The sequence below is a fragment of the Methanosarcina sp. 2.H.T.1A.6 genome (assembly GCF_000979455.1).
Taxonomy (GTDB): Archaea; Halobacteriota; Methanosarcinia; order Methanosarcinales; family Methanosarcinaceae; genus Methanosarcina.
On the sequence record NZ_JJOY01000026.1, the window covers coordinates 39,487 to 65,575 of the forward strand.

At 41.8% G+C, this 26,089-nt stretch carries 22 protein-coding genes; 7 read left to right on the top strand and 15 right to left on the bottom strand.

Going from position 1 to position 26,089, the window contains the following annotated elements:
- The first annotated feature begins 89 nt into the window (after window positions 1-89).
- From EO98_RS07070 to EO98_RS07080, 3 genes are all read left to right on the top strand, one after another.
- Window positions 90-884, top strand: a complete 795-nt coding sequence (locus EO98_RS07070; RefSeq protein WP_162198126.1) for a YbaY family lipoprotein — start codon at window positions 90-92, stop codon at window positions 882-884.
- Between the two features lie 818 nt (window positions 885-1,702).
- Window positions 1,703-2,080 (top strand): response regulator, encoded by a 378-nt coding sequence (locus EO98_RS07075; RefSeq protein WP_048139136.1) that lies wholly within the window; start codon window positions 1,703-1,705, stop codon window positions 2,078-2,080.
- A 40-nt stretch (window positions 2,081-2,120) separates the two neighbouring features.
- Window positions 2,121-3,167 (top strand): PAS domain-containing protein, encoded by a 1,047-nt coding sequence (locus tag EO98_RS07080; RefSeq protein ID WP_082098513.1) that lies wholly within the window; start codon window positions 2,121-2,123, stop codon window positions 3,165-3,167.
- A gap of 298 nt (window positions 3,168-3,465) precedes the next feature.
- On the opposite strand, the gene EO98_RS07085 is transcribed toward EO98_RS07080, so the two are convergent.
- The 4 genes from EO98_RS07085 to EO98_RS07105 form a co-directional block, all read right to left on the bottom strand.
- Window positions 3,466-4,548, bottom strand: a complete 1,083-nt coding sequence (locus tag EO98_RS07085; protein WP_048139138.1) for a hypothetical protein — start codon at window positions 4,546-4,548, stop codon at window positions 3,466-3,468.
- 321 nt (window positions 4,549-4,869) lie between these two features.
- Entirely contained in the window at window positions 4,870-5,559 is a 690-nt protein-coding gene (locus EO98_RS07090; protein WP_048139139.1) for a DUF72 domain-containing protein, read from the bottom strand.
- A 491-nt stretch (window positions 5,560-6,050) separates the two neighbouring features.
- Window positions 6,051-6,518 carry a DUF3795 domain-containing protein gene (locus EO98_RS07100; protein ID WP_048139143.1) on the bottom strand — a complete coding sequence of 156 codons (468 nt, stop codon included), beginning with the start codon at window positions 6,516-6,518 and terminating at the stop codon, window positions 6,051-6,053.
- Window positions 6,519-7,730: 1,212 nt separating this feature from the next.
- Entirely contained in the window at window positions 7,731-8,315 is a 585-nt protein-coding gene (locus EO98_RS07105) for a M23 family metallopeptidase (protein WP_048139145.1), read from the bottom strand.
- A 648-nt stretch (window positions 8,316-8,963) separates the two neighbouring features.
- On the opposite strand from EO98_RS07105, the gene EO98_RS07110 reads away from it, so the two are divergent.
- Window positions 8,964-9,314, top strand: coding sequence for a DUF2173 family protein (locus EO98_RS07110; RefSeq protein ID WP_048139210.1), 351 nt, complete (start codon window positions 8,964-8,966; stop codon window positions 9,312-9,314).
- A 562-nt stretch (window positions 9,315-9,876) separates the two neighbouring features.
- Here EO98_RS07110 and EO98_RS07115 read toward each other — a convergent pair.
- Together EO98_RS07115 and EO98_RS07120 are read right to left on the bottom strand one after the other, a co-directional pair.
- Window positions 9,877-10,698, bottom strand: a complete 822-nt coding sequence (locus EO98_RS07115) for an alpha/beta fold hydrolase (protein ID WP_082098514.1) — start codon at window positions 10,696-10,698, stop codon at window positions 9,877-9,879.
- A 337-nt stretch (window positions 10,699-11,035) separates the two neighbouring features.
- The gene (locus EO98_RS07120) at window positions 11,036-12,973 is read right to left on the bottom strand and encodes a histidine kinase dimerization/phosphoacceptor domain -containing protein (protein ID WP_048139211.1); all 1,938 of its coding nucleotides are present in this window, start codon (window positions 12,971-12,973) and stop codon (window positions 11,036-11,038) included.
- A gap of 400 nt (window positions 12,974-13,373) precedes the next feature.
- Here EO98_RS07120 and EO98_RS07125 point away from each other — a divergent pair, with 400 nt between their 5' ends.
- Complete coding sequence (locus EO98_RS07125) at window positions 13,374-13,586, top strand: hypothetical protein (RefSeq protein WP_048133254.1); 213 nt, start codon at window positions 13,374-13,376, stop codon at window positions 13,584-13,586.
- 226 nt (window positions 13,587-13,812) lie between these two features.
- Here EO98_RS07125 and EO98_RS07130 read toward each other — a convergent pair whose 3' ends face one another.
- The 7 genes from EO98_RS07130 to EO98_RS07160 form a co-directional block, all read right to left on the bottom strand.
- Entirely contained in the window at window positions 13,813-14,565 is a 753-nt protein-coding gene (locus EO98_RS07130; RefSeq protein WP_200895285.1) for an endonuclease III domain-containing protein, read from the bottom strand.
- 53 nt (window positions 14,566-14,618) lie between these two features.
- Entirely contained in the window at window positions 14,619-18,404 is a 3,786-nt protein-coding gene (locus EO98_RS07135) for a PAS domain S-box protein (RefSeq protein WP_048139149.1), read from the bottom strand.
- A 251-nt stretch (window positions 18,405-18,655) separates the two neighbouring features.
- Window positions 18,656-19,156, bottom strand: coding sequence for a phosphate-starvation-inducible PsiE family protein (locus EO98_RS07140; protein WP_048139152.1), 501 nt, complete (start codon window positions 19,154-19,156; stop codon window positions 18,656-18,658).
- Between the two features lie 316 nt (window positions 19,157-19,472).
- On the bottom strand, window positions 19,473-20,786 hold the full coding sequence (locus tag EO98_RS07145; protein WP_048139155.1) for an ABC transporter permease: 1,314 nt from the start codon (window positions 20,784-20,786) through the stop codon (window positions 19,473-19,475).
- A gap of 97 nt (window positions 20,787-20,883) precedes the next feature.
- Entirely contained in the window at window positions 20,884-22,152 is a 1,269-nt protein-coding gene (locus EO98_RS07150) for a COG1361 S-layer family protein (protein ID WP_235283527.1), read from the bottom strand.
- 143 nt (window positions 22,153-22,295) lie between these two features.
- A complete protein-coding gene (locus EO98_RS07155) occupies window positions 22,296-23,009 on the bottom strand; it encodes an ABC transporter ATP-binding protein (RefSeq protein ID WP_048139157.1) in 714 nt (237 codons plus the stop codon).
- Window positions 23,010-23,267: 258 nt separating this feature from the next.
- On the bottom strand, window positions 23,268-23,843 hold the full coding sequence (locus tag EO98_RS07160) for a DUF4013 domain-containing protein (protein ID WP_200895286.1): 576 nt from the start codon (window positions 23,841-23,843) through the stop codon (window positions 23,268-23,270).
- A gap of 184 nt (window positions 23,844-24,027) precedes the next feature.
- On the opposite strand from EO98_RS07160, the gene EO98_RS07165 reads away from it, so the two are divergent.
- Both EO98_RS07165 and EO98_RS07170 read left to right on the top strand, forming a co-directional pair.
- Window positions 24,028-24,810, top strand: a complete 783-nt coding sequence (locus tag EO98_RS07165) for a hypothetical protein (RefSeq protein WP_048139159.1) — start codon at window positions 24,028-24,030, stop codon at window positions 24,808-24,810.
- The gene (locus EO98_RS07170; RefSeq protein ID WP_235282888.1) at window positions 24,786-25,088 is read left to right on the top strand and encodes a winged helix-turn-helix domain-containing protein; all 303 of its coding nucleotides are present in this window, start codon (window positions 24,786-24,788) and stop codon (window positions 25,086-25,088) included. The genes EO98_RS07165 and EO98_RS07170 overlap by 25 nt, the downstream gene beginning before the upstream one ends.
- A gap of 106 nt (window positions 25,089-25,194) precedes the next feature.
- Here EO98_RS07170 and EO98_RS07175 read toward each other — a convergent pair whose 3' ends face one another.
- Complete coding sequence (locus EO98_RS07175) at window positions 25,195-25,401, bottom strand: helix-turn-helix transcriptional regulator (RefSeq protein WP_048139162.1); 207 nt, start codon at window positions 25,399-25,401, stop codon at window positions 25,195-25,197.
- A 20-nt stretch (window positions 25,402-25,421) separates the two neighbouring features.
- Entirely contained in the window at window positions 25,422-25,808 is a 387-nt protein-coding gene (locus EO98_RS07180; protein ID WP_048139163.1) for a hypothetical protein, read from the bottom strand.
- Between the last annotated feature and the right edge of the window lie 281 nt (window positions 25,809-26,089).

The window sequence follows — 26,089 nt, forward strand, 5'->3', positions numbered from 1 at the left end:
CTAATGTAGAAGACCAGGAGTTTACAATAAGAAGGAGTAACATGAAAACGAAAACTTTGAAAAACCTGTTGAGTTTATCTTTAATTTTGATGATATTGCCGTTAAGCGGGTGCATTGACAACAGTGGGAAGAATGTAACCTCTTCGGAAAATGAATCCCTGGTCGAAGGTGGGGATTTGCAGGTGCAGGCTCCAGAAGGCTCATATGTAGCCGGAAAGGCATCGGTCGAGAAAGTGATGATAATCATGACCCGTTCGATCCCTCCTCAGGTAAAGGTTGTGGCTTCCGGGATGCTTGGAGGAAGCTGCGAGAATATCGACAGTGAAAACATTACCGTTATAAGGGAAAGGAACCTGTTCCTTGTGGACCTGCCCACGCTTATCCAGAACGGTGTGCCCTGTACCCTTAACCTGGTCCCCTTTGAAGAATACGTTCCAATAGACATCGAAGGGCTTGAGCCCGGGGAGTACACGGTCTCGGTCAACGGGATAAACGCAAGCTTCGTGCTGGGGGACTATTCTACTCCTTCCAAAACCTACGGGACTATTCAGGGAAACATCCTTTTTGAGAGCCAGAAAGCACCTGTTGAGGACGCAACTGTCTACATCCGGCTTGACGACGTCAGCCTTGCAGACGCTCCTTCAACCGTGATTGCCGAGACCTCAATAAAGGACGTGTCCTTGGGGCGCGAGGGGAATGATTCTATACCATTCGCCCTGGGTTTCCCGGAACTTGCCGATAACAGGAGTTATTCCCTCCGTGTTCACGTAGACGTTGACGGAGACGGCAAAGTCTCAAAAGGGGATTACATTACAACGTGGCACAATGGGGTGCCTGCAGGCCAGGAAGAGGTTCAGTTGGATGTGACGGTAAGCCCGGTGTGATCCTAAAAAGGCAGCAAGTTTCAATAAGCTGCAAAATGCCCTAGTTTTAACTTTTCTCATTACTTTTTTATTTTTACTTTTATTTATTCAATTAGGTTTAACAAACTTAATATATTTTACATTTCGACCCATTTCAAAAATAAGGTGATTTTTGCAACAACTAACTAAATTTATTGAATCTGCCGTGGGTCATAATCACAGATCCATACAGTCCCATTTTGCAGGAAATGCAGGGGTATTCAGGTATGACCTGACTATAATCTGACACCTGAAGAAACGGGTGCAGTCTCGGACCATAATCCTGTGTATGCAGAGTTTTCGCCGGTTACGAAGGGAAATGACAGGAAAATATTAGAGGAATATTCTCCGGTTATTCTCCTGTTTTCTGGGAAACCTCATCTCTTTTTTAAGAAAAGTCATTCTATTTACCCACCTACAAGGCTTTTTCTTGACAACTAACAAAGTTTTTATATGTATTGAGTACAATTACTTTTTAACTTCTGAACTTAGTAAATTCCATTCTATTTGGGGAAAACGATTAAGATATTTAACTTACTGTCTGGTAAGTTTTTTGAATTGGGGAAAACGATAGGGTACTTGATGCAATTGTCTAACCGAGTCTGCCAAAAATACTCGTTGCTTTTAGCTCTGGCATCTTAAGGAATTTAATCCTTAATATGGATACACGAGTCTTTATATGAGCTGGTAGAAGCATCTACTGTATATATCAGTTCAGGATTTGGAACAATAGTCTATTTGCCAGAAGCATCTGTATTTTGCCAGGTCTCTTAATATATGCAGATTGAGGGGTCATGGAAATGAAAAGTATACTTGTAGTTGAGGATAGTCCTGCAATTATGGAACTTATCAGGTTCCTTCTTACTACTTTTGGCTATGAGAGTAGAGAAGCCCTAGATGGGTTTGAAACTCTCAAAATTGCTAAAGAACACAGGTTCGATCTCATACTTCTTGACATACAGTTGCCAGGATTTGACGGGCTTGAAGTCCTTAAAGAGATCAAAAAGATCCCTGAAATCCGGAGGACGCCTGTAATTGCCCTTACAGCTCATGCTATGCAGGGAGATGAGGACAAATTTTTAAAAGCAGGATGCAGCGGATATATAGCAAAGCCCATTGACATCGGTAGATTCAAATCAATATTAGATACATGCACAGGTGGATGCCAGGTATTGTAAGGGGTTTACACAGGTTCTGGTCCTTTAAGGGGGATGAGGGATGGAAAATATTTCAAAGTCGCCGTTCACAAAAAGGTCTAACGAACTCATGCTTATTCTGGTCCTGGGTTTTATATTTACATTGGCAGCTTCTAGCTATAATCTTTTTGAATCTTTCGTATTGTTTGTTGAAAATTATAATCGTGAAGGGCTGGGACTCCTGCTCATTCTTTCTATATATACCTCTTTTGGACTGGGAATATTTTCTCTCCGAAGATGGATGGAACTCGAAAGTACCCTCACACTTTACAGGGAAGCAGAAGACGGTCTCAGGGAAAAAGATGCGATGTACAGGGCTCTATTTGAGCAGTCCAATGACGCTGTTATTATTTCGGATGGAAAAAAGGTTCTGGACATCAATAAAAAAGGTTGTGAAACTTTCGGTTTCGGGCAGAGGCGTCCACACAATATTTCTCTATTGTCCTTCATTCCTTCTGAGTACCTTCCTGAACTTCAACAGGCACTTAAGGAAACCTTCAAGCAGGATTCTTCTCACTTTGAAATGAGACACCAGAAACCTGACGGGGAAATTATTGATTCCGAAGTTAGCCTGTCCCTTATCGACAGAAAAAACAATATTGTTCAGATTGTAGCTCAGGATATTACCAGCCTGAAAAATGCAGAAAGATGGGAGCATGAGAACTGGAAAAGGCTCAAAACCGTCCTTGACAATACACTTTGCGGTATCCTACTGATCGAAGCTTCCTCCAGAAAAATTGTGGGTGTAAACCAGGTTGCACTGAAAACTACGGGTTATTCTGAAAAGGAAATTATAGGAATGGTCTGCCATCAGTTAGTCTGCCAGGGCGAGGAAGAAGGATGTACTGACCTTTCTCTGGACCCGGCTGGAGACCTCTCGGAGGATTTTCTTTTCAAAGCCAGAGGAAAGCCCATACCAATCCTCAGAAATGTTGTGCCTGTCTCAATAGGAGGAAACGGTTATTTTGTTGAAAGTTTCATTGACCTCTCAGAACGTAAAAAGGCTGAAGAAAAATTTCTGCAGGCAAAGCTTGCAGCTACCGAAGAAAATAATATCCACGAGATTTGATTTTTGAGCCTGACGGGTCAGACTTTCCATAGATAATGAAAAGGATTGCAGTATCGTCTACGGGGCATTTGACCCCATCGTCGAGCCGGTTGAAAAGCCAGTGTTGATTCAGCTCTTGACCCTTTAAAAGAAAAGATGGGAACAGAGGCTCTGAAGGTTCTCTCCGTGTGGATGGACAGGAGCCGACAGCTAAACTTATGACCTCTATGATGGAAAATTATGGTTCATTTGACTGAAAAATATTTTGACAAAAGGGGAAATTTTTCTCCCCTTTCTCTTTTTGAATCTTAATTGGTTTTTACCAGACGACGTTGTTTTTCAGGGTCACCAGAATGTTGGTGAATTCATTGTTGAACTTACATTTTCGGAAGTCCGGGGAATCAAGGATGTTTTTCTTTACGGCCTGCATTGAAATAAGAAGGCTCATATCGGTGATGTATTCGAATCCTTCTTCGGGAGATATGATGTTTTCTGCAAGAATTTCCAGAAACCTGGGGTCCAGGTCGTTTGTTAAGTAGGTGTCCAGAATCAGGAGGTCCATAATCCGTTTGTAGAAGTCTATGAGTTTCTGGTAATAAGGCAAAGAGCAGACACTTGCCGTATGTTTCTGGCTGTTGAGATAAATAAGATAGCGGGAAATTGTGATTATCAGGGTTTCAACGGGTTCGCCCTTTGGGAATATTATAGGAAACCTCTTCAGAGTTTTAGGATAAATGTTGTTGCTGGTGCACTTTTTTTCGCGTTTCCAGATTTCCGGGAAGGCTCTTGATATGGAGGAATTAAGGATGGCTGTAACGTAATGGTACATGGAAGGGTCACCGAGGATTACTCCTATCCCACCCGCAAACACATGGTTTCCGGCTGCATCGTACGAGGCCTGCAAACGGTAATGGTCGGTAATGATGATTTTGGGCGTGTTGATGTATTGCAAGAATCTTTCATCTTCTAGGCGGTAACAGTCGGCGGAATCAAGCTTTTCTCCATCGGATCCTAATTTGGATTTGATTCCCAGAAGCCTTTCATATGCCAGCGGAAACTTTGTATTTAGCTCTTCTGGCTGGAAGATTCGGTATTCTTTCCTGACGCTGCAGCCCCTGATCTCATAGGGCAGCATGAACCTGTACTGTGTCGCACGGATGGCAAATTCGTTGGGAAGAGCATTATCCAGGTAAGGATACATTAATTCCTGTTCTATGTTCACATTTTTGTACAGGTGTCTGCATACGTATGGTGCATCGGGGCTGTTTTCCCGCGATAGGCTAACCCTGTGCAAGAAATCATTTGTTGAAGGTACGCCTTCGAAGATCTCTACTGAGATGTCTTCCAGTGTGCGCGGGATTTTGGCAAGCCTTTCTACAATATCGTCCTTGCTCCAGAACATGTTTTTTCCCCTTTTTTACCCGGAATTATCACTTCTATTATCATATATAAAAAAAGTTATTCAAGTGACACTGTTTATCAGAGATTAATTTTCATAAAATTTGACATTATAATTTAGATAAACCTTATTTTTGACCTTCTAAAGTTAACTTGTCAATTGTGAATATATATTCTTAATATAATAATCTTTTTCTAATGCCTGGTTTACGTTTACATAAATTTCACTCCTCTGCAGGGGGATTTCCAGGAGTAGAAGATAGCTCTGATCTTAGGTTCTGATCCCATTTGGAGGGGATGTTTGAAGTGCTGCACAGGGCTCTCCTCAGGTTGACAATTCATTCATGATGTCCAGCATCACTCTTGCATTTTTCAGCATATTGTGGTCGTTATTAAAGTAAACATAGGCTTTTTCCGGGCCTTCTTCAAGGATTTTTCCTGCGGTTTCCCTCATTTCCTTTCCTGAATAAGCATAGCAGTACCAGCCTTCTCGCCCATGCATCCGCAAATAAACAATTTTGCCGGGAAAGATCCGGTCCCGGAAGTCGGGGGAGTCTACAGATACGGGAGTTACTTTTTCCACAATTGCCTCACACAGCCACTCGTCTCCCAGCACGTCTCTGTTCCGGATTTCTAAAGCAAACCTCTTCCCCAGGCCTGTGGCTTTTGCAAAGTCCAGAACTTTTCCTATGTCCTTGAACTTTGGTGGTGTCTGGAAGAGGTAAAAATCAATCAGAGGATCAAGGGGTTCGAAACGTTCCCTGAAATTGTTCCATATTTCAAAGGCTCTTTCATTGAATTGATGTTTATGGGTAACCGACATGTGGGCCTTTACGCTCCACCGCAGCCCGGCTCCTTTTACTGACCAGTTCTTTATCGTATTGGGAGAAGGAAACCTGTAAAAACTTGCATTTAGCTCTACAGCATTCAGTTTGGAATTCCTTACGAACCAGTCCAGGCTTTTCTCCTCATTCCACTCGTAGTACCAGCCGCTTGTGCCTACAAATGCCTGCATATAACTCCCCTGCACAGGTATCGGGTCTGCTAACAGATGTATCTTTGGTCTATGTATCTTTGGTCTATGAAGCTCTGGTCTATAGTTTTGGTTTTTCCCTCAGGAGATTTGTGGTTTCGCTCCCGGTTTTAAGAACTTGAGCTTTTCCTTGATGCAGGCGCATTTTCGTCCCGATCTATAATAAGCACGAAGGGAAATCTGTTCTCCTGTGCATATCGAAAAAAGTCTGTAACAATTTATTTCCATCGCCTCTCTCTATGTAATCTTTTTTGATTACGGGCAATTTCTTGAATGCTTCGATATTTACATCAATTCGGGATATTTTATCATATTGGGATGTTTTCTCATATGGAATCACCATATCAATCCCACAAAAATATTTTTTTCAGAAACCAGGCTAATTCATCGGATGGCAGCAGCATGTAATCAAATTTGATTATGTCTTTTGCGGTTCATTTTATGTTCAAACTCTTCTTCAGACGCTTCTTCGGTCACACCTGTTGCCAGTTATAAATAGGCCTGCGGCGCTTGCTCCAGCCTTCAAAACCATTTTCCCTTATCTCTTTGAGGTTATGCATTACCGAAGCTTCACAGCGGAGTTTTAAGCACTCGAACTTCTCACATGTTTCAAAAGTCCCGCATTCCCAGCACCCCTCGTAGCCTTTTTCCTTACAGCACTGAATTATCTGGCAGGTCTCTTCACTGCACCCTCCTCCTGTTCGACAGCCTTCAGAGCAGGAGTAGCTTATAAGAGCTTCAAGCACTGTAAGAAACACATCATACTGCTGGAACTCCGAACCAAAAGGACTTTTTACGCTGGCGTAGCTTTGAAAGTCTATATTCTCAAGTGCCTCTTTCAGCTGCCCCGCAAGTTTACTGTGTTTATTCTGAAAGTGGATACAGTCGGCGCAGTAAAGCCCGCAATAAGCTGTGAGTTCTTTTTCTTCTCCTTCCCGCATACGGAAAAATCTGACGTTCTTTTATATAAAGGAGGTAGGTAAGGTTATCCAGCAGGGGAATTTGTTTTTCTCCCGAATTACGCTCCGGGATCACATGAAATCGGAGATTTCCCGGGAGTTGCGATGTAATCGCAACAGTACGCGTCCTTTTCGCTACGCTCAAGAGGACTGAATTACACATATTTCTGTCCAGTACAACTAATTAGCTGTTTAAAGTCGTTTTTGTCACGCTCGACACAGGAGAGCGGCTTTCAGACAAAAAATAAGACAAAAGACCCGAAAGAAAAGCTATAACGTAAAATTAAAGTAAAAAGTAGGGAGATGCAGTCAGAACCTGATAAAAATATACCTGAAAAATACTATTATTCACGTCTGCTTGTATTGATTTTTAATGGAAATTTCAACCTCTTGTTTCTTCCTTCTCTTATTATCAGGACTTACGCGGTTGAACTGAGAAATCATTAGCATTAAACCTCCTACTGTTTAAAAAACTAATTTTATCACACCGTCTGTTGAATTTGATTTTGTACCTCAAGTGCGTAAATCCTAATTATCTTTCTTCTTTTTTCTATTTTCTTTGCAGGGCCGCCAGACAAGCTGACGGATACGTCCGATATTTACCTGTGAATTGAAAAGCGGTTTCCGGGGTCAAGGGAAGTATTCTTCGGACCATGAAGGCATTTCACTATAATCTCGTTTTTTCTTAATACCAGTAGGAATTCGCCTGTTATTTGTTTTTGCAGGCAGACGAGACGGTTTCAGCCCTGTAAGGCGCAGAAGAGAAAAAAGATTTCATCTCAGGATATTCTGAATAATACCAACCGATTAAGCAGGAACCACCACAATGTTCAAATCATAGGTATTTTTTCAAATCCGTCTTAATAATATATTCATTAGGTAGTTTGCTATAATATATCTGTATAAAAAAGCATATATTTTTATTAAGTGCCTATGTTTATCTATTATTTTTAGCTGTAGTATTGATAGGCTTTTCAAGATGAAAAACGTCAAAAACACACAGTGTCATTTGGCAAAATTATTGAAAAATTTTTCGAAATAAATTCACATTGGTCCATGTATATGAATATTAATTTCCCTTCTCTCGGGAAATTATCTTTTTCTTAAAGTTGCATGCCCGGACTATACAAAAGGAACTGATATAAATGACATAATCCGCCGCAAAAAACCGTGAACTCCAGCTCGATCTTCCATTCAGTTCCTTATTGATACCAGATATTCCGTAGGATCTACAAGGTTTTCTGGCTTTTCTTCAGAAAACCAGTTCCCTCCAAGATAATCTCTATGGGAGGTAATGGGTTTATCCTTCCAGAGTTCAAAATGCAGCATACTGGAGTTTTTATTCTTTAATTTCCGGATATAGGATGGAGAGGATTCATCTATTTTCGCACAGTTGAGGACCATTCCCACATATCCTACCAGCTGTCCGGAGCCTACATTATCTCCTTTTTGTACGGCATACTCTGCAAGTTCCCCATACTTGCAAAACGTCCCGGATGTGTTTTTGATTATCACGTAATACGTGGGGTTCCAGTAAAGCAGAATTTCGGGGGAGGTCATAAGGCCGGTTTCCGTAACCATTCCTTCTTCGATTGAAAAGACCTCAGTGTTTTCGGGAGCATAAAGGTCAACTCCACAGTGGTATCGGTCTCCCCGGTCCTCCCAGAAAGAGCCGGCTTCCCCTTTCTGCGGGATTTTTACAGGGTCTATCTTTCCCGCAGTTATTTTTTCCGAAGCTATTTTTTCTGGAATTTTTGGATTCAGAGGCCATCTTTTCATGTGATTTCAGTGTATATCGGAAGTTAAAAAACTTTCTTTGATCTGTTTATCTGATCCTTTCGCTCTCAATGCACTGGATGGGGTCGACTTTTTCAAAAATAATGGCTACAAAATGAAAGAAATGTATCCTAACATGCATCTGTAAGAATATTCTAACAGTTGTAGGTGAAAACACATCTTTTCACTTTGTTTCGGCCTTTTTGATTTTTCTTCTAACTGCCAGTGGTCACTACAAAAACTCATCTTTTGTTCTCTATTTTTTTTTCAAGTTCATACAAGGGAAGGCTGGCCTGCGATAGGTGAGTATCTCGTGATCTGAGATAACCGGATTCAAAAACCTCCACGATTCGTGAAAAAACTCAAGAAGAGTATATTTTCAGTAAATGGAAAAGGTTTAATTATTTAGTTTTGAACGTTCTTTTTTTAATTTGATATTTTTATATAATATTGTACCAATCACTTTTCATTCCTTTATGCAAAAATCATGCCCGAAGGAAAGATTATTCGCTGAACTAATTTTTATGCATGGAAGCGGAGAGATCCTGTGGATTTGTAAAGGCAATTCGATAAATGAAGCAGGAAGCCCGTAACTTTTTAGATTTAGCGAACAGTTCACCGGTATATACTGGAATTATTGGGGGGAAATACATGAACCAAAAAGAGTGCAACCTATCGTTAGATGAGCTTCTGAAGTTTGATGGTGTAGCTGCAGCCGGGATTTTCAGCCCGGAAGGAAAGCTTGTGGAGTATAAATCCAAAACCGAGATGCCCAAAGAGATGGCTGAGACGACTGCCAAATTTTGCGGAACCGTAAACATGATGTTCGATGCTCTGGCCAGTGCCTACACACAGCTCTACAAGATGAGCTGGATACCTCAGCACAACTGGATGTACAGCGGTGGCGATTGGACCGTTATGATCTCGGGCACAAGGGGAATCTTCGTCGAGAGCTCAAAGGCAGATTTAAAACAGCTCCTCAAAGCCCTGGGGATGTGTTAATACTCTTTTAATAAACCCGGCTAACCATCATGGTTAGCCAATCATTTTAATCATGTGTGTACACGGAAATTAGTACTTACTAACTAAAAAAGTATCCTATGATTGTTCTTTTAGACCTTTAATGAAATAATTTCAATTGATCCATAAGGTCAGTCCCAGATCTATGAAAAGACGTACCGAGAAGGTATGTAACTTAAATAGAGTGACTTGACTAAGTAGTAACTTGACTAAGTAATGACTTAAATAATTAGAACTTAAGTACAGAACTACATTAAATTGTGGATCAGACCTTATGGTCACAAGCGCCCTTTTTAACACTTCATTTTGTTTCCTTCCATTTTATCTCATTTTATCTCGCTTTACTTCATTTTGGGTTTGATCATGTCTACAATCTTCGTGTTTTCTGTTTGTCTTATTCCAGCGAACTGCCCGCTATTACCAGGTTTCGGCTTTCAAAAACTTCAGGCTTTTCACCAGTTTTCTGTAAATGATTTTAAAAAAATTTTGAGTAATAGGTCTTTCAGAAATAAAGGACTGGGGATGCCCTTCCGTAGCATTTCAATCAATCGGCAATCTCTTCAATAAATGCAACAATATCCGATGCAACGCGAACCGGCTCTTCCCAATAGAAAGCGTGCCCGCCACCTGGATACACAACGAATTGTGAGCATGAGATCGCTTCTGTGAGGGCTTTCTGGTCGCTCAGGGGAAGGAATGCATCCCTGTCCCCCCAGATAATCAGGGTGGGTGCCCTGATCTTATTGAGCTCTTCGGAAGAATCATCTTCCATGAGACCTTTAAATGTCGCTTTCCATACGCGTGCAGGGACTTTCAGGTTCTCCTGCACCAGCATTTCTAAAAAATCCTGAGGCACTGGCTGAGCAAGCGTATCTTCTGCAAATTCGCGGACCATTCGCGGGTCAACAGGGTCTGTCATTTTTGATATTATAGAGTTCCACAGTTCCTGAGGGCCCGGTTTATCTTTAAGGGTGAAAGGAGAGCCAAGGAGCACAAGCCCGAGAGTGCGTTCGGGGTGGTCGATTGCAAAGCGCCGGGCGATAATACCGCCACTGGAACCTCCTATGATTACGGCTGCTTCAAGCTGAAGTATGTCCATAAAAACCAGAAGGTCAGCCGCAAAATCACGCGGTCTATAACCCACCTCAGGGCGGCTCGCATCTCCATGGCCCCTTTGTGTCAGAGCTATGGCATGTATATATCCGGGCAGATGAGGCAGTAAGCGCTCAAAGGCATGCCAGGAGTCTGCAATGGCGTGCAAAAACAGCACTGGGACGCCCGAGACATCCCCCTGCTCAACATATGGGAGTACTACCTTACCGGGAAGTTCAGCAGATTTAATAACAGGTGCCATGTTTAATGCCATCCAGCTAAACCTCAATTTCTAAACCTGAATTCTGCAGGCTGGTTTTATGCTTCTTCTGACATAGTTATATACAATTCTAGAAATAATAATTTACTGTCTAATAAAAAATATTATGTACTATGCGCCTAATTTAAATCTATGGGACAGATGGCAGAAGCTATTGTCTACATTTTATTCCTGATTTTCGCAGTATGGCTCATAAAAGCGTTTTTTAGCGTAATGCCTGAGCTGTTAAATATTCCATGAATTTTTTGACTTGGCTGCTAAATAGTCGATAAAAATAGTTGATATTTTGATGCTAGATTTTTCCAGTGCCATTGAAGATTGTTTCTCAGCCTTAATCTTCTTTGAATCGGATCCTGAATCCTGTTCCCACCCCTTTTTCGAGTTCGATACTCCCATTGATCTGTTCTACCAGGGCATTTACAAGTTGAAGTCCAAGGGAGGGGGTATTTCTGAAATCGATATTTTCCGGCATGCCAACTCCATCATCCGAAACGGTCAGCATAAACTGAGACGTCTCATCATTCTCTGGCCGGTGGAGTTTGATCCGGATTTCCCCGTTTCTTCCCATGGGAAAAGCATGTTTTAAGGAGTTGGAAACAAGTTCACTGACAATAATTCCCAGGGGGATTGCCGTGTCCATTTTGAGAGATGCGTTTTCGAGGTCCATCTTCAAGCGGATGTCTTCAGTCCCGATTTTATAGGATTGGAGAAGTTCGGTTGCCAGTTTTTGCAGGTAGGCTGTAAAATCAAGGGTTTCAGAGTCCCCGGTTTTGTAAAGTTCCTCGTGGATAAGGGACATCGATATGACCCTGTTCTGGCTGTCCTGAAAGGCTTCTTTAACTTTTTCATCGCTGAAGTGTTCAGCCTGGAGGCTTAGCAGGGATGATATCACCTGGAGGTTGTTTTTGATCCTGTGGTGGATCTCTTTTTTGCGGAGATTCTCGGTTTTTAAAAGGGCTTCCTCTGCCTTTTTTCGTTTGGTAATGTCAAGTAATACTCCTACAATCCCGATTACATTCCCGGCAACATCACTGTATGTGGCCTTATGGACAAGAAAATTCCTCACTTCACCGTCTTCGGCGCACTTTATCTTTATTTCATGAGGCAAACTTACTCCTTCGTTTACCAGTATCCCGTCATAATGTTTGGAGGAGTCTATCGTTTCCTCAGAAAACTCTTTTTTAAACTCATCTACGGAATGTCCTACTACTTTTTCTTTAGGGAGACCCAGGATATGCCTTGCAAACATCTCATTGCAGCCCTGGTATATGTAGTCCATGTTCCTGTAAAAAACGGGGGCTGGTATTGCATTAAGAACTGTTTCTAGAAAATTCACGTTATTCTGAAGGGCCTTTTCCATCTGCTTGCGTCCTGCAATTTCCCTGGAAAGCTGCTCATTTGCCTTTGTAAGTTCGGAGGTCCTTTCTTTTATTAATTCTTCAAGCTGTTCTCTGTGCTGCCTCAGTTCCTCTTCTGCACGCCTGCGTTTGATTACTTCTGCAATCAAAAATGATACTGAATTGAGAAAATGGGTGTCTTCTCCAGTAAACTTCCTTTTCTTAGCACTGTGAGCTCCCAGCACCCCAAAGGGGTTTTCCCTGTTTCCTATGACGACACTCATCCCGCTGACCACATCATATTCCTCCAGAATCGGAGGGGCACTGAAACGCTTTTCCTCCGTGAGGTTTTCCACAATAACAGGGCTTTTTGAAAACAGGGTGTATCCCGCCTGGGATTCCATTTTCCCATCGATGACAGCTTTTCCCACAAGTCCGGGTTTCCACCCTACTCCGGCCCTTAGCAGAAAATTTCCATCGGGTAAAAGTTCCAGGATTTTACAGTATTCGAGTTTCAGGGTACTGGCAACCAGCTTTACACTTTCGTCCATGAAGGTTTGAAGGCTTTCAGACGTAAGGGCTATCCTTCCTATCTTGTAAAGAACATCATGATGTTTTTCCTTGATACGGAGTTTTTCTTCCAGTTCTTTCTGACCGCTTATATCAAATCCGTAAACGTTTACGGATTCTTCAGACAAAGGGTTAAACGTGATCAGGTATACCTTTTTTCCCACTTTAACTTCCATTTTCTCCGGGCTATTCAGGGAAATTACCCTTTGCACAAAATCTCCGATATAGGAAGGCAGTTTTTCTCCAACTCCCACACGCCATTTTTGCAGCAGGGATTCACCTGGGCTGTTTGAGTAAAGAACTGTCCCATTTTTATCCAGACGAAGCACAGGATTCGGGTTTTTTGATGGAAATTGCTCCATTTTTTTCTCCTTTTCCCCTCGGATTTCCCTTCTAATATCCTTCAGCCCGAAAGCCGATACTTGCAAACCAGAAAATTCGTTACATCGAAATAAACTATAGTGTTAGTATACTTTAACTCTAATTTATTGTTTTCTCCGGGTATTTATCTATGCTTTTTCAGCGCACTGAGCACAAAAGTTATATAAGTTATCTGAGTAAATATTCATCGCGAGTAATTTATATTATCTGAAATATACTCGAATAGATCATTTATATCTATATAGATATCTATTACGTATATTTATTACATGGCATATCTATTTATAGGAACTCGATGACTATACTATGTCTAAGAGAAACCCGAAACTAGGCAAAAATAAAAATAAAATATAAATTAAAATAAAAACAGGTGATATAAAAATGGAACAACTCAGAAACTTAATTATCGAGAACGTGGCAATGTTCAATAAGGCATTTCCAGACAGGTTCTGCCATAGCCCGGATGTAATCTCAGCGATCTCATACGACTATCAGTTCACTTACGGACAGGTAGAAAACGAGATTGAGAAGATGGTTCATGAAGGAGTTCTTGACGCAGAACTTTCCGATTGGGATGGAATAAAACTCTTATAAGTACGGAATAAGGCGTTAAGAGGAATATTGCTTCTTTCCGATAAAGGGAAGAAATAAACTGAAAATCACAAAACACTGCACGACGACAAATTGGATTGAGTAAGAAGTATTTAACTGCAAAACAAATAATTTAAAACAAATACTTGCTAAGGATAAAGAAAATTATACAGATGAAATTTCAACTGAAATTTCGCCCGTAAATAACTTCTTTTCCCCAAAAACTCTTTTAGTTCCCGGCAAGTTCCAGAAGCGGACATTTCACAGAGTTTCTATTCTTCTGATAATATCTCTTGGCATGTTCCACCAGTAGGGCATGATACTCCTGATACACAGCAAGTTCTTCCGGAAGATTTTCTTCAAAAAGGGCCTTTATTTCATCATACTTTGCCTTTTCTTCTACCAGACCCAGGTTCGTTACTATTCTCCTTGTATATGCATCGACCACAAAAGAAGGCTGTTTGAAGGCGTAGAGCAGGATTGAATCGGCAGTTTCGGGCCCCACACCTTTTAAATAGAGGAGTTCTTCCCGGGTCGGGGTTCTGTCTTTCAGATTTGAAAACCATCCGGCAAGGATTTTGAGGCGTTCAGCTTTCTGGTTGTAGTAACCTGCTGGTTTGATGGCTTCTTTCAAGGACTCCGGGTCAAGGGAAATCATTTTTTCCGGGTCAAGGGCATTTAGCCGTTTGAGGTTAAGGAGAGCCTTTTCAACCTGCGGCCAGCCTGTGTTCTGGGTAAGCAGTGCCCCACATATGATCTCAAACTGCTGGTTTCCTGTCTGCGGATAGCTGTAGTCCCCAGGATGATATCCCTGAACCGAGCCTGTTTTTGTGGGGTTTGTCCCGCCTTCGTCATGAAGCTCGATAAGGGGCCACCAGCCCTGAGGGCCGCAGGAATCAAGGAGAGAGTCGTAAATTTTCAGGATAATCGGATTATTGATACTCATATTCTTAAAAATGGTTTTCTGATTTTTGTTCTCCATTTTTGGCACACCGGAATTAGAGATCAGGCTTAAATAATGCTACCCTTGAAGTGTCAGTTTTCATTTTTGTGTATTATAGGCATGGTAAAAGTAAAAATGCTGCCCTTCCCAACTTCGGATTCAACCCAAACTTTTCCGCCGTGCATCTCTACAAAGCGTTTAACAAGCGCAAGGCCAAGACCTGCTCCTTCCTGCTCTCTTGACTCGAATTTTTCAAGTTGCACGAAGGACTGGAAAATACTTTGATGGGCTGCTTCCGGAATTCCCGGTCCAAAGTCTGCAACACTGATAAGTACCTTGTCTTCCGAAAACCTGGAGGATATATTAATAGTGCTCTCTTTGGGTGCAAACTTTAAGGAATTGCCCACCAGGTTATATAATATCTGCTTTAACCTTGTCTTATCGGCTCTCAGGGTAGGTGTCTTCGGGCTGATCTGGCACATTATACGGATGTTCTTCTGAGCCGAACGTGGTATCAGCATTGTCTTTATTTCCTCGACCACTTCCTGCAGGGATAAGTTCTCAAGGTTAAGCTCTGTCATTCCGGCTTCAACCTTTGAGAGATCGAGGATATCATTAATTAACCTTAAGAGGTGTTTTCCACTCTTTGAAATATTATTCACGTGCTTTAGCTGCTTTTCATTTAATGGGCCGAAGACCTGGCTGAGCAGCAGGTCTGAAAAACCGATTACGGCATTTAACGGGGTCCTCAGTTCGTGGCTCACGGTGGCTAAAAACTCACTTTTGGAACGGTTTGCAGCTTCTGCATTCAGCTTTGCCTCATTTAAAGCCGCTTCGGTTTTTTTCCTTTGAGTGATATCCACAAATGATCCCATTATCCCGATTTCGCGGCCATTTTTATCAAGGAGCAGGTTTGCCGAAAGATGGACATGAAAAAAGGAGTTGTTTTTCTTCTTGGCAACCAGGTCCCCTTCCAACTTCTCTTCGGAAAACGTCCTCCAGAAAACTTCTGCTGTTTTGTCATCTTTTTCCCAGAGGCATTTGCTGTTTTTCCCCAGCAACTCTTTCTTATTCCCATAGCCCCACAATTTCATGAAAGAAGGGTTCACGTAAGTCAGGTTTCCGTTAAGGTCAGCAAAAGCTATGGCGCTTATGGAAGATTCTATAGCAGTGTTCTTGATTTGCAGGTCTTCTTCGGCTTGTTTAAGCTCTGTTATATCCAGCATCACCCCGATAATTCCCACAACCTCCCCCAATACATCCCTGTATGCTGCCTTATTGAAGAAAAAGTCTCGCGACTCCCCATTTTTACATATAACCTTGCTTTCATAATACTTTGTTCCGCCAGATCTCAGCAGCTTTAAGTCGCTTTTCCTGTGAAGAGAAACTACCTGTTTCGAGAAAGAGCCGGGAAGTTCGTTGATAGTACGCCCTATAATGCTTTCTTTAGGAATACCTACAACACTGCTGGAAAAGAGTTCATTGCAACCCTGATACTTTCCGTCCCTGCCTTTGTAAAAAACCGGAGCAGGGATTGTATCAAGCAGGATTTTCAAAAATTGGACCTTCTCCTCGAGGGCTTTTTCAGCCTGCTTGCGCTCGGTGATATCAAGGATGATACCCTGAAGATGGATCTCGCCTTTTCCGTCCCTCTGGATAAAAGTTCTTTCATCCACCCAGCGGACTTCTCCGGATTTGGTAAATATCCGGTATTCAGAGGTATAGACGTCACAGCCAGCCTCCACATTTCTGACAACATCATCCCCCACTTTCTCACGGTCTTCCGGATAGACAATGTCCGAGTAGAAAATCTTTTTTGAGGTTGAAGTCAAATCCTCTATTTCATACCCAAACCTTGTAATGTTTTCCGAGACAAATTCTATTGGCCAGCCTTCCTCGTATTTCCACAAAAAGACAATTACAGGGCTGTTGTTGATTATTCGTTCCATTTCTTCTTTTAACTTATTGGAGTGCTCAAGCTGCCTCGCATAGTTCAGAAGATCCTTTTCCACCTGCTTGCGCTCGGTGATATCTCGAGAAACGCTCAGTAAAGCCAGATGCCCTTCATATTCGATAATTCGGCTGTTTATTTCGAGAGGGATAACAGCCCCGTCCTGACGCATGTAATTTACTTCAAAAATAGCACTCCCTTTCAGGTATATCTCCTCAAGGTGCTCAAAAAAAATCCTCTTTGACCTTACAAGGACTTCCGGGGTAATCTGCAGCATTTCTCTCCGGCTGTACCCACTCTGCTCGCAGGCTACCTGATTGACCTCAAAGAAACGGCCTTCAATATCATGAAGAGCAATTCCGTCACTGATATTTTCAAAAATAATCCGGAGTTTGTTTTCAGATTCTCTCAGGGCTTCTTCTGCTTGCTTGCGTTCGGTTATGTCAAGCATCACTCCAACAATCCCCGTGGCTTTACCCGATATGTCCCTGTATACTGCCTTATTGAAGAGAAAATTCCGGAGCTCTCCGTTTGCACACAGGACCTCTTCCTCATAATACTGTGTCTTTCCGTTTTCAAGCAACTTAAGGTCCTTTTCCCTGTAAATGGAAGCCAGGTTTTTCGGGATTTCATGAACAAACTCATCCACGGTGCGGCCGATAATCTTCTCTACCGGAAGACCTAGAATCTTGCTGGCAAAGAGCCCATTACAGCCCTGGTACCTTTCGTCCCTGTCTTTGTAAAAAACAGGGGCAGGAATAGTATCAAGCAGAGTTTTCAAAAATTGGACCTGGTTTAGAAGAGCTTCTTCAGCCTTCTTGCACTTGGTCATGTCAAGGGCAACCATAAGTATGGCTTTCTTTTCCCCGTAATCGATAAGTTGCATTTTCAGTTCAACTTGAAGAGGAGTCCCGTCCTTGCGAGTAACGGTAAGATCAAGGGTTACATGTTTCTCCGTTAGTTCCTCGAAGCCTGTGGCTAACTGACAGGCAGATTCGGGAGCAACAATGTCATGAGGCTTCATTTTCAGCATTTCGTCCCTGGAATAACCCAGAATCTCGCATGTCATCTTGTTCAGATCCAGAAAACAGCCATTGGGTTCTATGATAGCGATGCATTCGCTGGCATTTTCGAATATCGCTTTCAGCTGTTCCTGGGATTCTTTCAGGGCAAGTACCGCTTTTTTTTTCTCGTCTATATTTTCAATATGGGAGACACTATATAGAGGCCTGTTTTCGTGAGTTCTGATCATGAAGGTTGAAACCCTGGTCCAGATAGGGGTTCCTTCTTTTCTTATGTAGCGTTTTTCGGTCTGATAGGCCCCTGCCGAATTATTTATAATTTCATTGAAATGACACAGGTCCAGGTCAAGATCTTCAGGGTGAGTAAGGGATTGAAAATTCAGTTCCAGAAGTTCGGCTTCGGAGTATCCCAGAATCCCACATAGTGTGGAATTTACCTTGATCCATTTGCCACCTATTCCTACAAGGGCTATACCTATCGGGAACTGCTCGAAGACCGGGCAATTGCATATTTCTGCTATTTTCAGAGTTTCATTGTTACTTTTGGGATGGTCCTGCTCCCTCACAAAAACACAGTATTTCAACTGTTCCTCAACCTTCAACTTTTTGCAGCTAAAAATAGCTTTCTTAATCGTGTTTCTATTTGTTACGATATTTGCTTTGAAGCTTTCATCCAGGCCATGTTTTATCCGATTAAACAGGTTAACCTCAATTCCATTACTGTCCAGGACCGGAAGCTCACTGATCTGCTTTCCCATCAGATCTGTCCGGTCCCATCCGGTAGCATCAATATAAAGATCGTTAATAAACTCAATTTTCCCTTCGGTATTGACTATGCAAACCCCTTCAAGGAAACTCTCAAGGAACGAAGAAATGAACTCCTGCGTGTCTCTAATGCAAATCACATCCGTTTTTATAAAAAATGGCCTTTTATATTCCTTTACGAAACTTAATTTCAATAAAAATATACAAGTCATTTATATATAATTATGGATGTTTTTTCAGCCGAATACCCCGTAGCTCGCTGCGGGGTGCGCCAGAACAACTTGATTTTTGAATTTCCCATAATCAGTCTGAATCAAAAAAAAGATAAATATTTTTCTCATCTGCCTTATGGGAGGCAGAGGGAAAATTGCTGAACCATCTTTAAAAGAGATTAATTGCTTTCTGAAGCAGGCTTGCATCGATCAATAACGGCGCTTATGCCTTGTTTTGAAGGTTGCCCTTCATTCTGCACAGCAATATAAGATCCCTGGGTTTTTGCCGGGGAATATGTGATAGTAAGCACTCTCATTATGCCCAGCACAAGCAGCAGTACAGAAAGGCTCAAAACAAATTCATACCCGAACTTCTGGGCATAAAGGCCCACAGCGATCTCACGCAGGACTATTAAAATTGTGGCATCCGTTATATTCGTAAGCTTGATCCGGTCGTGTTCGTGATAATCAACAAAAGCTGTGAAAAGGTCAATAACAATAAAAACTGTCAGTACACTTGTTACCATGTGGTTGAATCCGCTTTCAAGGGACTCAAAAATAATGAAGCGAATATCCAGTAAGGTTTTTGCCATTCCCACAACTAAAGCCAGTAGCAGTACGTAAAGGATAATTGTAGTAATCGCATCCGTAACCTTTTTAAACAATTTTATACTATCCATTTTTCTCACTCCATATAATTTTAGCAGGTACATACTTTTTTAATTATATAGAGTTATTGATATTTTTATCAATAGTTATGTATAAAAATATATATTCTTATTTCTCTGCATCCTTCCTGTGTTTCGTAGGTTAATTCCAAAATAGTTTTGTTTTGCCTGGTTCATCGATCCCGTTTATCATGAATGAACAACGGATAAATACAGATGGCCTCAATCCATGTTTATCCGTGTCCATCTTTGGTTCTTTTATGGACAACTCATTGTCCAGAATTTGGAATCGATGCACCAGGTTATTTCGTAATGAGCCCTGAGTTCCTTATTCATACCTCAGTGCATCCACTGGCTTCAGTTCCGAAGCATTTTTTGCCGGTACCAGGCCCGCAATCAGGCCCACAATGATCGAGACGAGAGTTGCGATAATGGTCCCTTTTATGCTGAGGGCAAATTCAAAGGGGGTTTGCATTTTCATTGAGATCAGGAACAATATCGCCTGTACTACAGCTGTGCCAAGTAGAATTCCTATAATTCCACCTACAAGGCTAATCATTGCAGCATTACAGAGAAAGATAAGCATGATATCTTTGTTCTGTGCTCCAATGGCTTTCATTATCCCTATTTCTTTTGTTTTCTCAAGGACGGATGTAAACATTGTATTCGCAATCCCTGTAGAGCCTACAAGCAAAGAAATGCCTGCAATAAATGCCAGAAATGCAGTAAGCCCGCTAATCACCTTTCCGACGCTTTCCATATTCTCTTTTCCTGAGTACACATAGAAGTCCTGTGTCTTTTCATCAACTCTGCGTGAAAGCCTCAGCACTTCCTCCATTTCTTTTAGTGTACCTTCGTAATCGGCATTTTTGTAGAGTTTTACTTCAATGGAATCGTAGACATTCCTCTTTTTTCCATTATCGCCCTCTTCAGTAGTTGAAAGGGAATAAATTTCCTCGTAAGGCATGAAGATGCTGTTCCCAAACCCTCCAAGGGCGCCCAATAGCCCTCCATCCTTTGCCAGAATTCCAATTACCCTGTAGGACTTGCCATTTAGGAGGATCATCTGATTAACCCGGATTTGCCGTCCCAGGGCTTCATCATTGGCAAGTTCATTGGCTATGACCACTGAGGTCCGGTCTCCGGGCTGCAGCATCCGGCCTTCTCCCACCTTTTTTTTGGTGATGTCAGGCCAGACCCCGGGGTCCACACCCCTGATATAAACTGAGGTCTTCTTGCCTCCGAATTCCAGGTCAGCGAAGGTTTCAACGTTTACGTTGATGTACTGGACGCCAGGAATGCGACGGAGCGTGAAAACATCCTTCCTTGTGAGTTCCGGATTTTTCGGTTCTTCATAAGTCCCCGGACTTCCGTAACCACCTCCACTTTCATTTTCACTTATACTTTCCTGGGAGTACTCTACATCTTCAAAATTAAATGGGTAGGAGGCAACGATGGTGATCGTATCTCCCCCCAGATCTTCCATGGTTTTGGTTACCTGTTCCTGGAAATATTCCCCGGTTGTGACAATGGCCATTACCGAGGCAATGCCTATGATTACCCCTACAATGGTTAGCCAGCTACGCAGTTTGTTGGCTTTTACCATGTTAAAGGCGATTCTGAGTATCTTTGCAGGTTTCATTGCACCACAGCCTTCGGATATTAATCTTCAATTCGTCTCTTCCCGAATCCGATCATTAAATGGCTCATTTTATCTGGGTGTTCACATTTCGTGGGATTCACTCTTTCATTTTTCTCTTATTGGAAACTTTCCTGTACACCAGGACACCTGCAATTCCCAAAACAACTATGAGAACTAATTTATATGAGAATGAAGCAGTTGAGCTTTCTTCAGACCCTGAATTTTCATTTGACCCTGAATTTCCATTTGTAGGGGACTGGGTTGTGTAAAGTGAAAGCTCCTGTTTTTCGTTCTGTCTCTGCCCGTCACTTGAGGTGTAGCTAATTTCAAATTTGAGAGGCAGCTCTTTGCCGTATGTAGCCGGCTTTAGATTGAAATCCGCAACCGTATAGTCCCCTTTTTGCAAGTTGCCGAGAACTACCGAATTGCTGCCGCCGTTCGTGATGGTCCAGTTTGCCTGCTGGGGAATGGAAACTTTCACGGAATTTGCGGCGTTGTTTCCGATGTTCGAGACCGAAAAGGTATAAGCTCCTGTGAGGCTTCTTTCCATGTAAGAAATATCAAAATCAGTGGTGCCCCCGATGTAGACTCCAGCCTTGCTTTTTATCTGTTTCCGTTTCTCGTTATCAAGTGTACCGGCTTCCGTGATGGTCTTGAGTGCTTCAACATCATCATAGGTAAGAGTCATATCCAGTTTGTAGAGGCCTGGAACAGTATTTACGTTTGTAAGAACTTCAAAGGTGACATTTGCAGTTTCCCCCACATCGATAAGGTTGATATGCTTTACATTGCTCGAACCCACGGGAAGGATAACATCGTTTGCACAGTCCCAGGAAAACATCGCATTTTTCAGGGGAGAATTGCCCACATTTTTGATCCCGAAAGTAAGGTTTGTCTTTTCCCCGGGAACCAGTCTCTCCAGGCTGATGGACTCAATCTCAGCATTTGATTCACTGTCAACAGCGATCATGAGATCCTTTGTAAGGGAAACTTTGTCTTTTCCTTCATTTGAATAAAAGAGAACCTTTAAGGGATATTTTCCTTTATTGATATCGTTTTCCACTCCCACCTTGAACTTTACTACCTTCTCGCGGTCATCTGTAGATCGTTTTCCCAGAGTACCAATGTCTTTTGACAGTTCTTCTCCTGGCAGGGCTTTGAAGGGATATTTGGGTTCAATTTTAACAATACAGTTATCGTTTGCTTCATATCCCATATTCTGGATAGAAATCCGGACTTCCAGAATGTCTCCGGGTTTTACAGGGTCAGGGTCCTGGTTAAGCAGGTCAACAGTTACTCCTTTCTCCTGAGTACTCAGAGCAAAGGCAGGAGAACTGAAAGCAGTTGTACTTATCAGCAGTACCATGAAGAATCCAAAAAGCTGTCTGCAAATTAGGTTTTTATTAACAATTCCTCTACGAGTCAAGGTTTGACTCATAATCTTTTTACTATTAACTGGTTCAGGTCTTATTTTTTCAAGAAACATTTTTAATTCCTCTGTAATTCCCTTCAGTACTCAGGACAGAACTGGTCCTGGTTTGGTTCGTCCCGAACCACTTCTCCGTCTTTTAATTCAATGTGCCTCTGGGCGTACTGTGCGAGGTGCATGTCATGGGTAACCATGATTACGGTTTTCCCGTTTTCCTTCCACAGTCTGTAAAGCATCGTCATTACTTCTTTTCCGGTAACACTGTCCAGGGCACCCGTGGGTTCGTCGGCAAGGATGATATCAGGGTTGCTGGCAAGAGCCCTTGCAATCGATACTCTCTGCTGCTGGCCTCCTGAGAGCTGGGAGGGTCTGTTCTTCATCTTATCGGAAAGCCCTACCAGGGTCAGCAGTTCCTTTGCCCTTTTTTCCGCGATATCATCATCAATTTCCTGTATCTCCAGGGGCAAAAGCACATTTTCAAGGGCTGTCATTCCCGGAATAAGGTTGTACTGCTGAAAGATAAATCCAATTGTTTTTCCCCTCAACGCGGCCAGATCCGATTCCTCTAAACTGGCAATGTTTTTGGATTTCAGGAAGATTTCCCCCTCTGAAGGGACATCAAGACAGCCCACAAGGTTCATCATTGTGGACTTTCCACTGCCTGACGGGCCAATAATTGCGGTAAACTCGCCTTTCCTGAACTCTGCGTTCACTTCTTTCAGGGCATTGACTTGGATTTCTCCCATCTGGTAAGTTTTCCAGACGTCCCTGAAGGCAATCAGCGTTTTATCCATACGCTTCCCTTAAGCCCCACTTATATAAAAACATGCTGTAGTTGAAAAATGTATTTTACCTCCATTTTTTCTGTCTGCCTGTGGAAGGCCTGAGATATCTCTTACATGGATACGCAACTCGAAATAAATTACAAAACAGGGGTGCAACACTGGTAAATAATAACATGAAATAAGGGCTTTGTAACAAAGCCCCCACAAAATTAAAAATATATTTGGCCAAAAATTCTGGCCAAAAATTCTGGACAAAATTGGAAATCTTCACAGAACCTGCTCAACCTGTTCCTCAACAAACCGGCCATAAAAGTTTGCAGCAAATATCAGGCTTGTGAAATACAGGGCAGGTATGCCTACAAGAACAATGAAAAGTACTAAGAATATAATGTAAGTTGCATACTGTTTTAGCATCGTAACAATATAGTCGCCGATGTTATCCATGACATAACCGAGTTTCCCTAAATCAAAGTACGACCCAACAGTCTGTTTCCTGTAGAAGTTTACATGAAGGATAGGAAGCACAAAGAACCCGAGAAGAATGTTCAGGATATCGGCTATATCTTCATCAATCGTCATTATGCCAGCCAGCAGAGCGATATACACAATGCAGAAAGGCAGTGATTTCAGGAACATCGAAAACCCGAATGTCAAATCATCTGTGAAGTGAAGTTGGGGGAGCTCCTCGTACTTACCTTCGATAAATTCGTTGACGATTCTGACAACGTAACCAAAAAGTGCAAGCCATCCAATCACCGGGACAAGCATCCATAGAGCGTATAGAAGCCTTTTAGGCCTGTTGAATGGATATTTTAAAGCATCAATAAAACCAATTGTTTCCATATGATCACCTGAAAAATTGCTTATTCTTTTAACTTATGAGAAAAAACTCCTTATTTTCAAACAGACTCTTTTAACACAGCCTTCTATACAGGGCACATATATAAAAATGGGAGCTAGTTGAAAAGTATAGTTGACCTCCATTTTTCCAAAAATATATATAATACAGGACTGTTGAAGGTGATGGATGACCGCTGGCTTATTCAATGCAACTTTAAGTGAAGAACTCCTTAATCAGGTCTCAGAAGCTGTAGCTTCTGCCAGCATGTCCGATATCATATTCGATCTTTTCTTATATGCTCTGATGGTAGGCTTAGCTATACAGATCTTTCGGGAAACTTCGAAGATCTATTCATTCATGGAATACGAAGGGCTTAGATACTTTAAAAATACCTTTTTTTTCTACGGGCTCGCTAATTTTTTTCTGCTTGTTCTGGACCTTGTGTTCCTGCTGGCCAAATCCTCAACTGCATCATCTTTATACATTTTAGCCTTTAGTATGATCCCGCTTTTTATTTTAGCCGGGGTATGCTTCTGGTTTGCCAAGGTAAACCTACTCTCTTCGATTAGCTGGAAAATGGTAGAGGGAACCCTGGGAGACAGATTCTATAAGTTCCTTTATTTCATGTTTCTCATGTTTCTCACGCTGATGGATACGTTAGTCTACATACTTATCTCAGTAATTGTGGGAGACTATTATGCCTTTGGCTACAAGGCCTTTATTTTTGTGTTTATACTGCTATTGATCAGGTCAAACATGCGCTCGGGTGGAGAAACAAAACCAATAACCCACCCATATTATCTGGGCTTGATTCTGCTCTTTACCCTGAGTTTCCTGGGTAATATTTCGACCCTTCTCGAAGGAAAGTCCGCAGAAATGATAAGCTCTGCTTTTGATTTATTGACCCTTCTCGCTTATGTAATAATTCTCAAAGGAATAAGAAAATGGAGCCGTATTCTTCTGAAATGAAGCCTTTTCAAAAACGAAGCAGGCTTGAAATTATCCGGGATATTCTTAATGTTATCCGCGACTCCAATAGTACAATCAGTCCTACAAAACTTCAAAGGTTTTCCAATCTTTCCTACCAGATGTTTGAAGAATACCTGGGGGAACTTGAATCCAAAGGGATGGTCGAATTAAAGCAGTATAAAGGGAAAAGGAATGTGTATGCTTTAACCCAGAAAGGTAAACAGTTTCTGGAAAAATATGAGGACTTCGTGTCTTTTTTAAGAGATTTCGGGATATAAGTGCCCCTGATCTCCAGTTATCAAAAAATTCCCCGGACTTTTCTCTAATATCTGAGAAGATCCGATCCCATTATTTCAGTTATTAATGCTCCTTCTAACCCGGTATTCATTCGAGATCCGAGTCCTCAAAAATAAACAGTTCGTCAATCGTGGCGTCCAGTGATCTGGCTATCCTGTAGGCAAGCTTTAGAGAAGGGTTGTATTTTCCTTTTTCAAGGAAAACGATGGTTTCTCTTCTAACCCCCACCATGCTCGCAAGGGCTTCTTGAGTAAGGTCATGCCTGGCTCGAAGCTCTTTGATCCTTGTTTTCACTCTTTATCCTCCGGAGGTCCTTACTCAACATCGCCCTTTTGCATGAAATGCCACCTGAAAACATTTGCGGAGATACTCATGAAAATGAGAAGTATACCAAGCACGCCTCCTACAGTAAGTTCAACCAGTTTGAAGTATTCCACCCAGTAGAGCACTGCAATGAGCACTAACGTCAGAAGCCAGGAATAAGTTATCCCGTAAGCTGCCAGTTTTTTTGTTCTCTCATCCCTGTCCGGAAGGCCTCCCAGTCTGAAAAGTCTGAAGGCTGTTATAATAAAGAGGATCAGACCCAGGTTGATCATAAAAATAGAGATAGACATATCAAACGTATGAAAAGCTGCCGAAAGCATCCCGGCAAGCATAATGATTATTCCAGGAACCAGTTTGTTCATGTATCTTTTTTCCATGCTTTTTATCCTCTTTTTTCAGTATATTTTTTCCATGCTTTTTTTGCAGATTACCGAATGTATGTTATTTATTTATAACATATTATTTGATATTTACAACATTAAGTTAGATATATCTAACATATTCTAATATTTCTAGTTTTTGCCTGCAATGGAAGGTTAAGTTATAAATTAATAAAATAATGCGACATAAATATAACAAAATGTGGTTTATATATAACAAAAATTTCCAGAATTCCTGCTTAAGGATAGAGTTTTATCTAACAGGTTTCAGGATCAAA

Excerpts from the sequence above, each read along its gene's own strand:
- EO98_RS07170 (WP_235282888.1), top strand. The coding sequence starts at position 24,786 with ATGGAGCCGTATTCTTCTGAAATGAAGCCTTTTCAAAAACGAAGCAGG.
- EO98_RS07080 (WP_082098513.1), top strand. The coding sequence starts at position 2,121 with ATGGAAAATATTTCAAAGTCGCCGTTCACAAAAAGGTCTAACGAACTC.
- EO98_RS07140 (WP_048139152.1), bottom strand. The coding sequence starts at position 19,156 with ATGGATAGTATAAAATTGTTTAAAAAGGTTACGGATGCGATTACTACA.
- EO98_RS07100 (WP_048139143.1), bottom strand. The coding sequence starts at position 6,518 with ATGCGGGAAGGAGAAGAAAAAGAACTCACAGCTTATTGCGGGCTTTAC.
- EO98_RS07160 (WP_200895286.1), bottom strand. The coding sequence starts at position 23,843 with ATGGAAACAATTGGTTTTATTGATGCTTTAAAATATCCATTCAACAGG.
- EO98_RS07070 (WP_162198126.1), top strand. The coding sequence starts at position 90 with ATGATATTGCCGTTAAGCGGGTGCATTGACAACAGTGGGAAGAATGTA.
- EO98_RS07155 (WP_048139157.1), bottom strand. The coding sequence starts at position 23,009 with ATGGATAAAACGCTGATTGCCTTCAGGGACGTCTGGAAAACTTACCAG.
- EO98_RS07105 (WP_048139145.1), bottom strand. The coding sequence starts at position 8,315 with ATGAAAAGATGGCCTCTGAATCCAAAAATTCCAGAAAAAATAGCTTCG.
- EO98_RS07165 (WP_048139159.1), top strand. The coding sequence starts at position 24,028 with ATGACCGCTGGCTTATTCAATGCAACTTTAAGTGAAGAACTCCTTAAT.
- EO98_RS07125 (WP_048133254.1), top strand. The coding sequence starts at position 13,374 with ATGGAACAACTCAGAAACTTAATTATCGAGAACGTGGCAATGTTCAAT.
- EO98_RS07150 (WP_235283527.1), bottom strand. The coding sequence starts at position 22,152 with ATGGTACTGCTGATAAGTACAACTGCTTTCAGTTCTCCTGCCTTTGCT.
- EO98_RS07120 (WP_048139211.1), bottom strand. The coding sequence starts at position 12,973 with ATGGAGCAATTTCCATCAAAAAACCCGAATCCTGTGCTTCGTCTGGAT.
- EO98_RS07090 (WP_048139139.1), bottom strand. The coding sequence starts at position 5,559 with ATGCAGGCATTTGTAGGCACAAGCGGCTGGTACTACGAGTGGAATGAG.
- EO98_RS07110 (WP_048139210.1), top strand. The coding sequence starts at position 8,964 with ATGAACCAAAAAGAGTGCAACCTATCGTTAGATGAGCTTCTGAAGTTT.
- EO98_RS07145 (WP_048139155.1), bottom strand. The coding sequence starts at position 20,786 with ATGAAACCTGCAAAGATACTCAGAATCGCCTTTAACATGGTAAAAGCC.
- EO98_RS07085 (WP_048139138.1), bottom strand. The coding sequence starts at position 4,548 with ATGTTCTGGAGCAAGGACGATATTGTAGAAAGGCTTGCCAAAATCCCG.
- EO98_RS07130 (WP_200895285.1), bottom strand. The coding sequence starts at position 14,565 with ATGGAGAACAAAAATCAGAAAACCATTTTTAAGAATATGAGTATCAAT.
- EO98_RS07115 (WP_082098514.1), bottom strand. The coding sequence starts at position 10,698 with ATGGCATTAAACATGGCACCTGTTATTAAATCTGCTGAACTTCCCGGT.
- EO98_RS07180 (WP_048139163.1), bottom strand. The coding sequence starts at position 25,808 with ATGGAAAAAAGATACATGAACAAACTGGTTCCTGGAATAATCATTATG.
- EO98_RS07075 (WP_048139136.1), top strand. The coding sequence starts at position 1,703 with ATGAAAAGTATACTTGTAGTTGAGGATAGTCCTGCAATTATGGAACTT.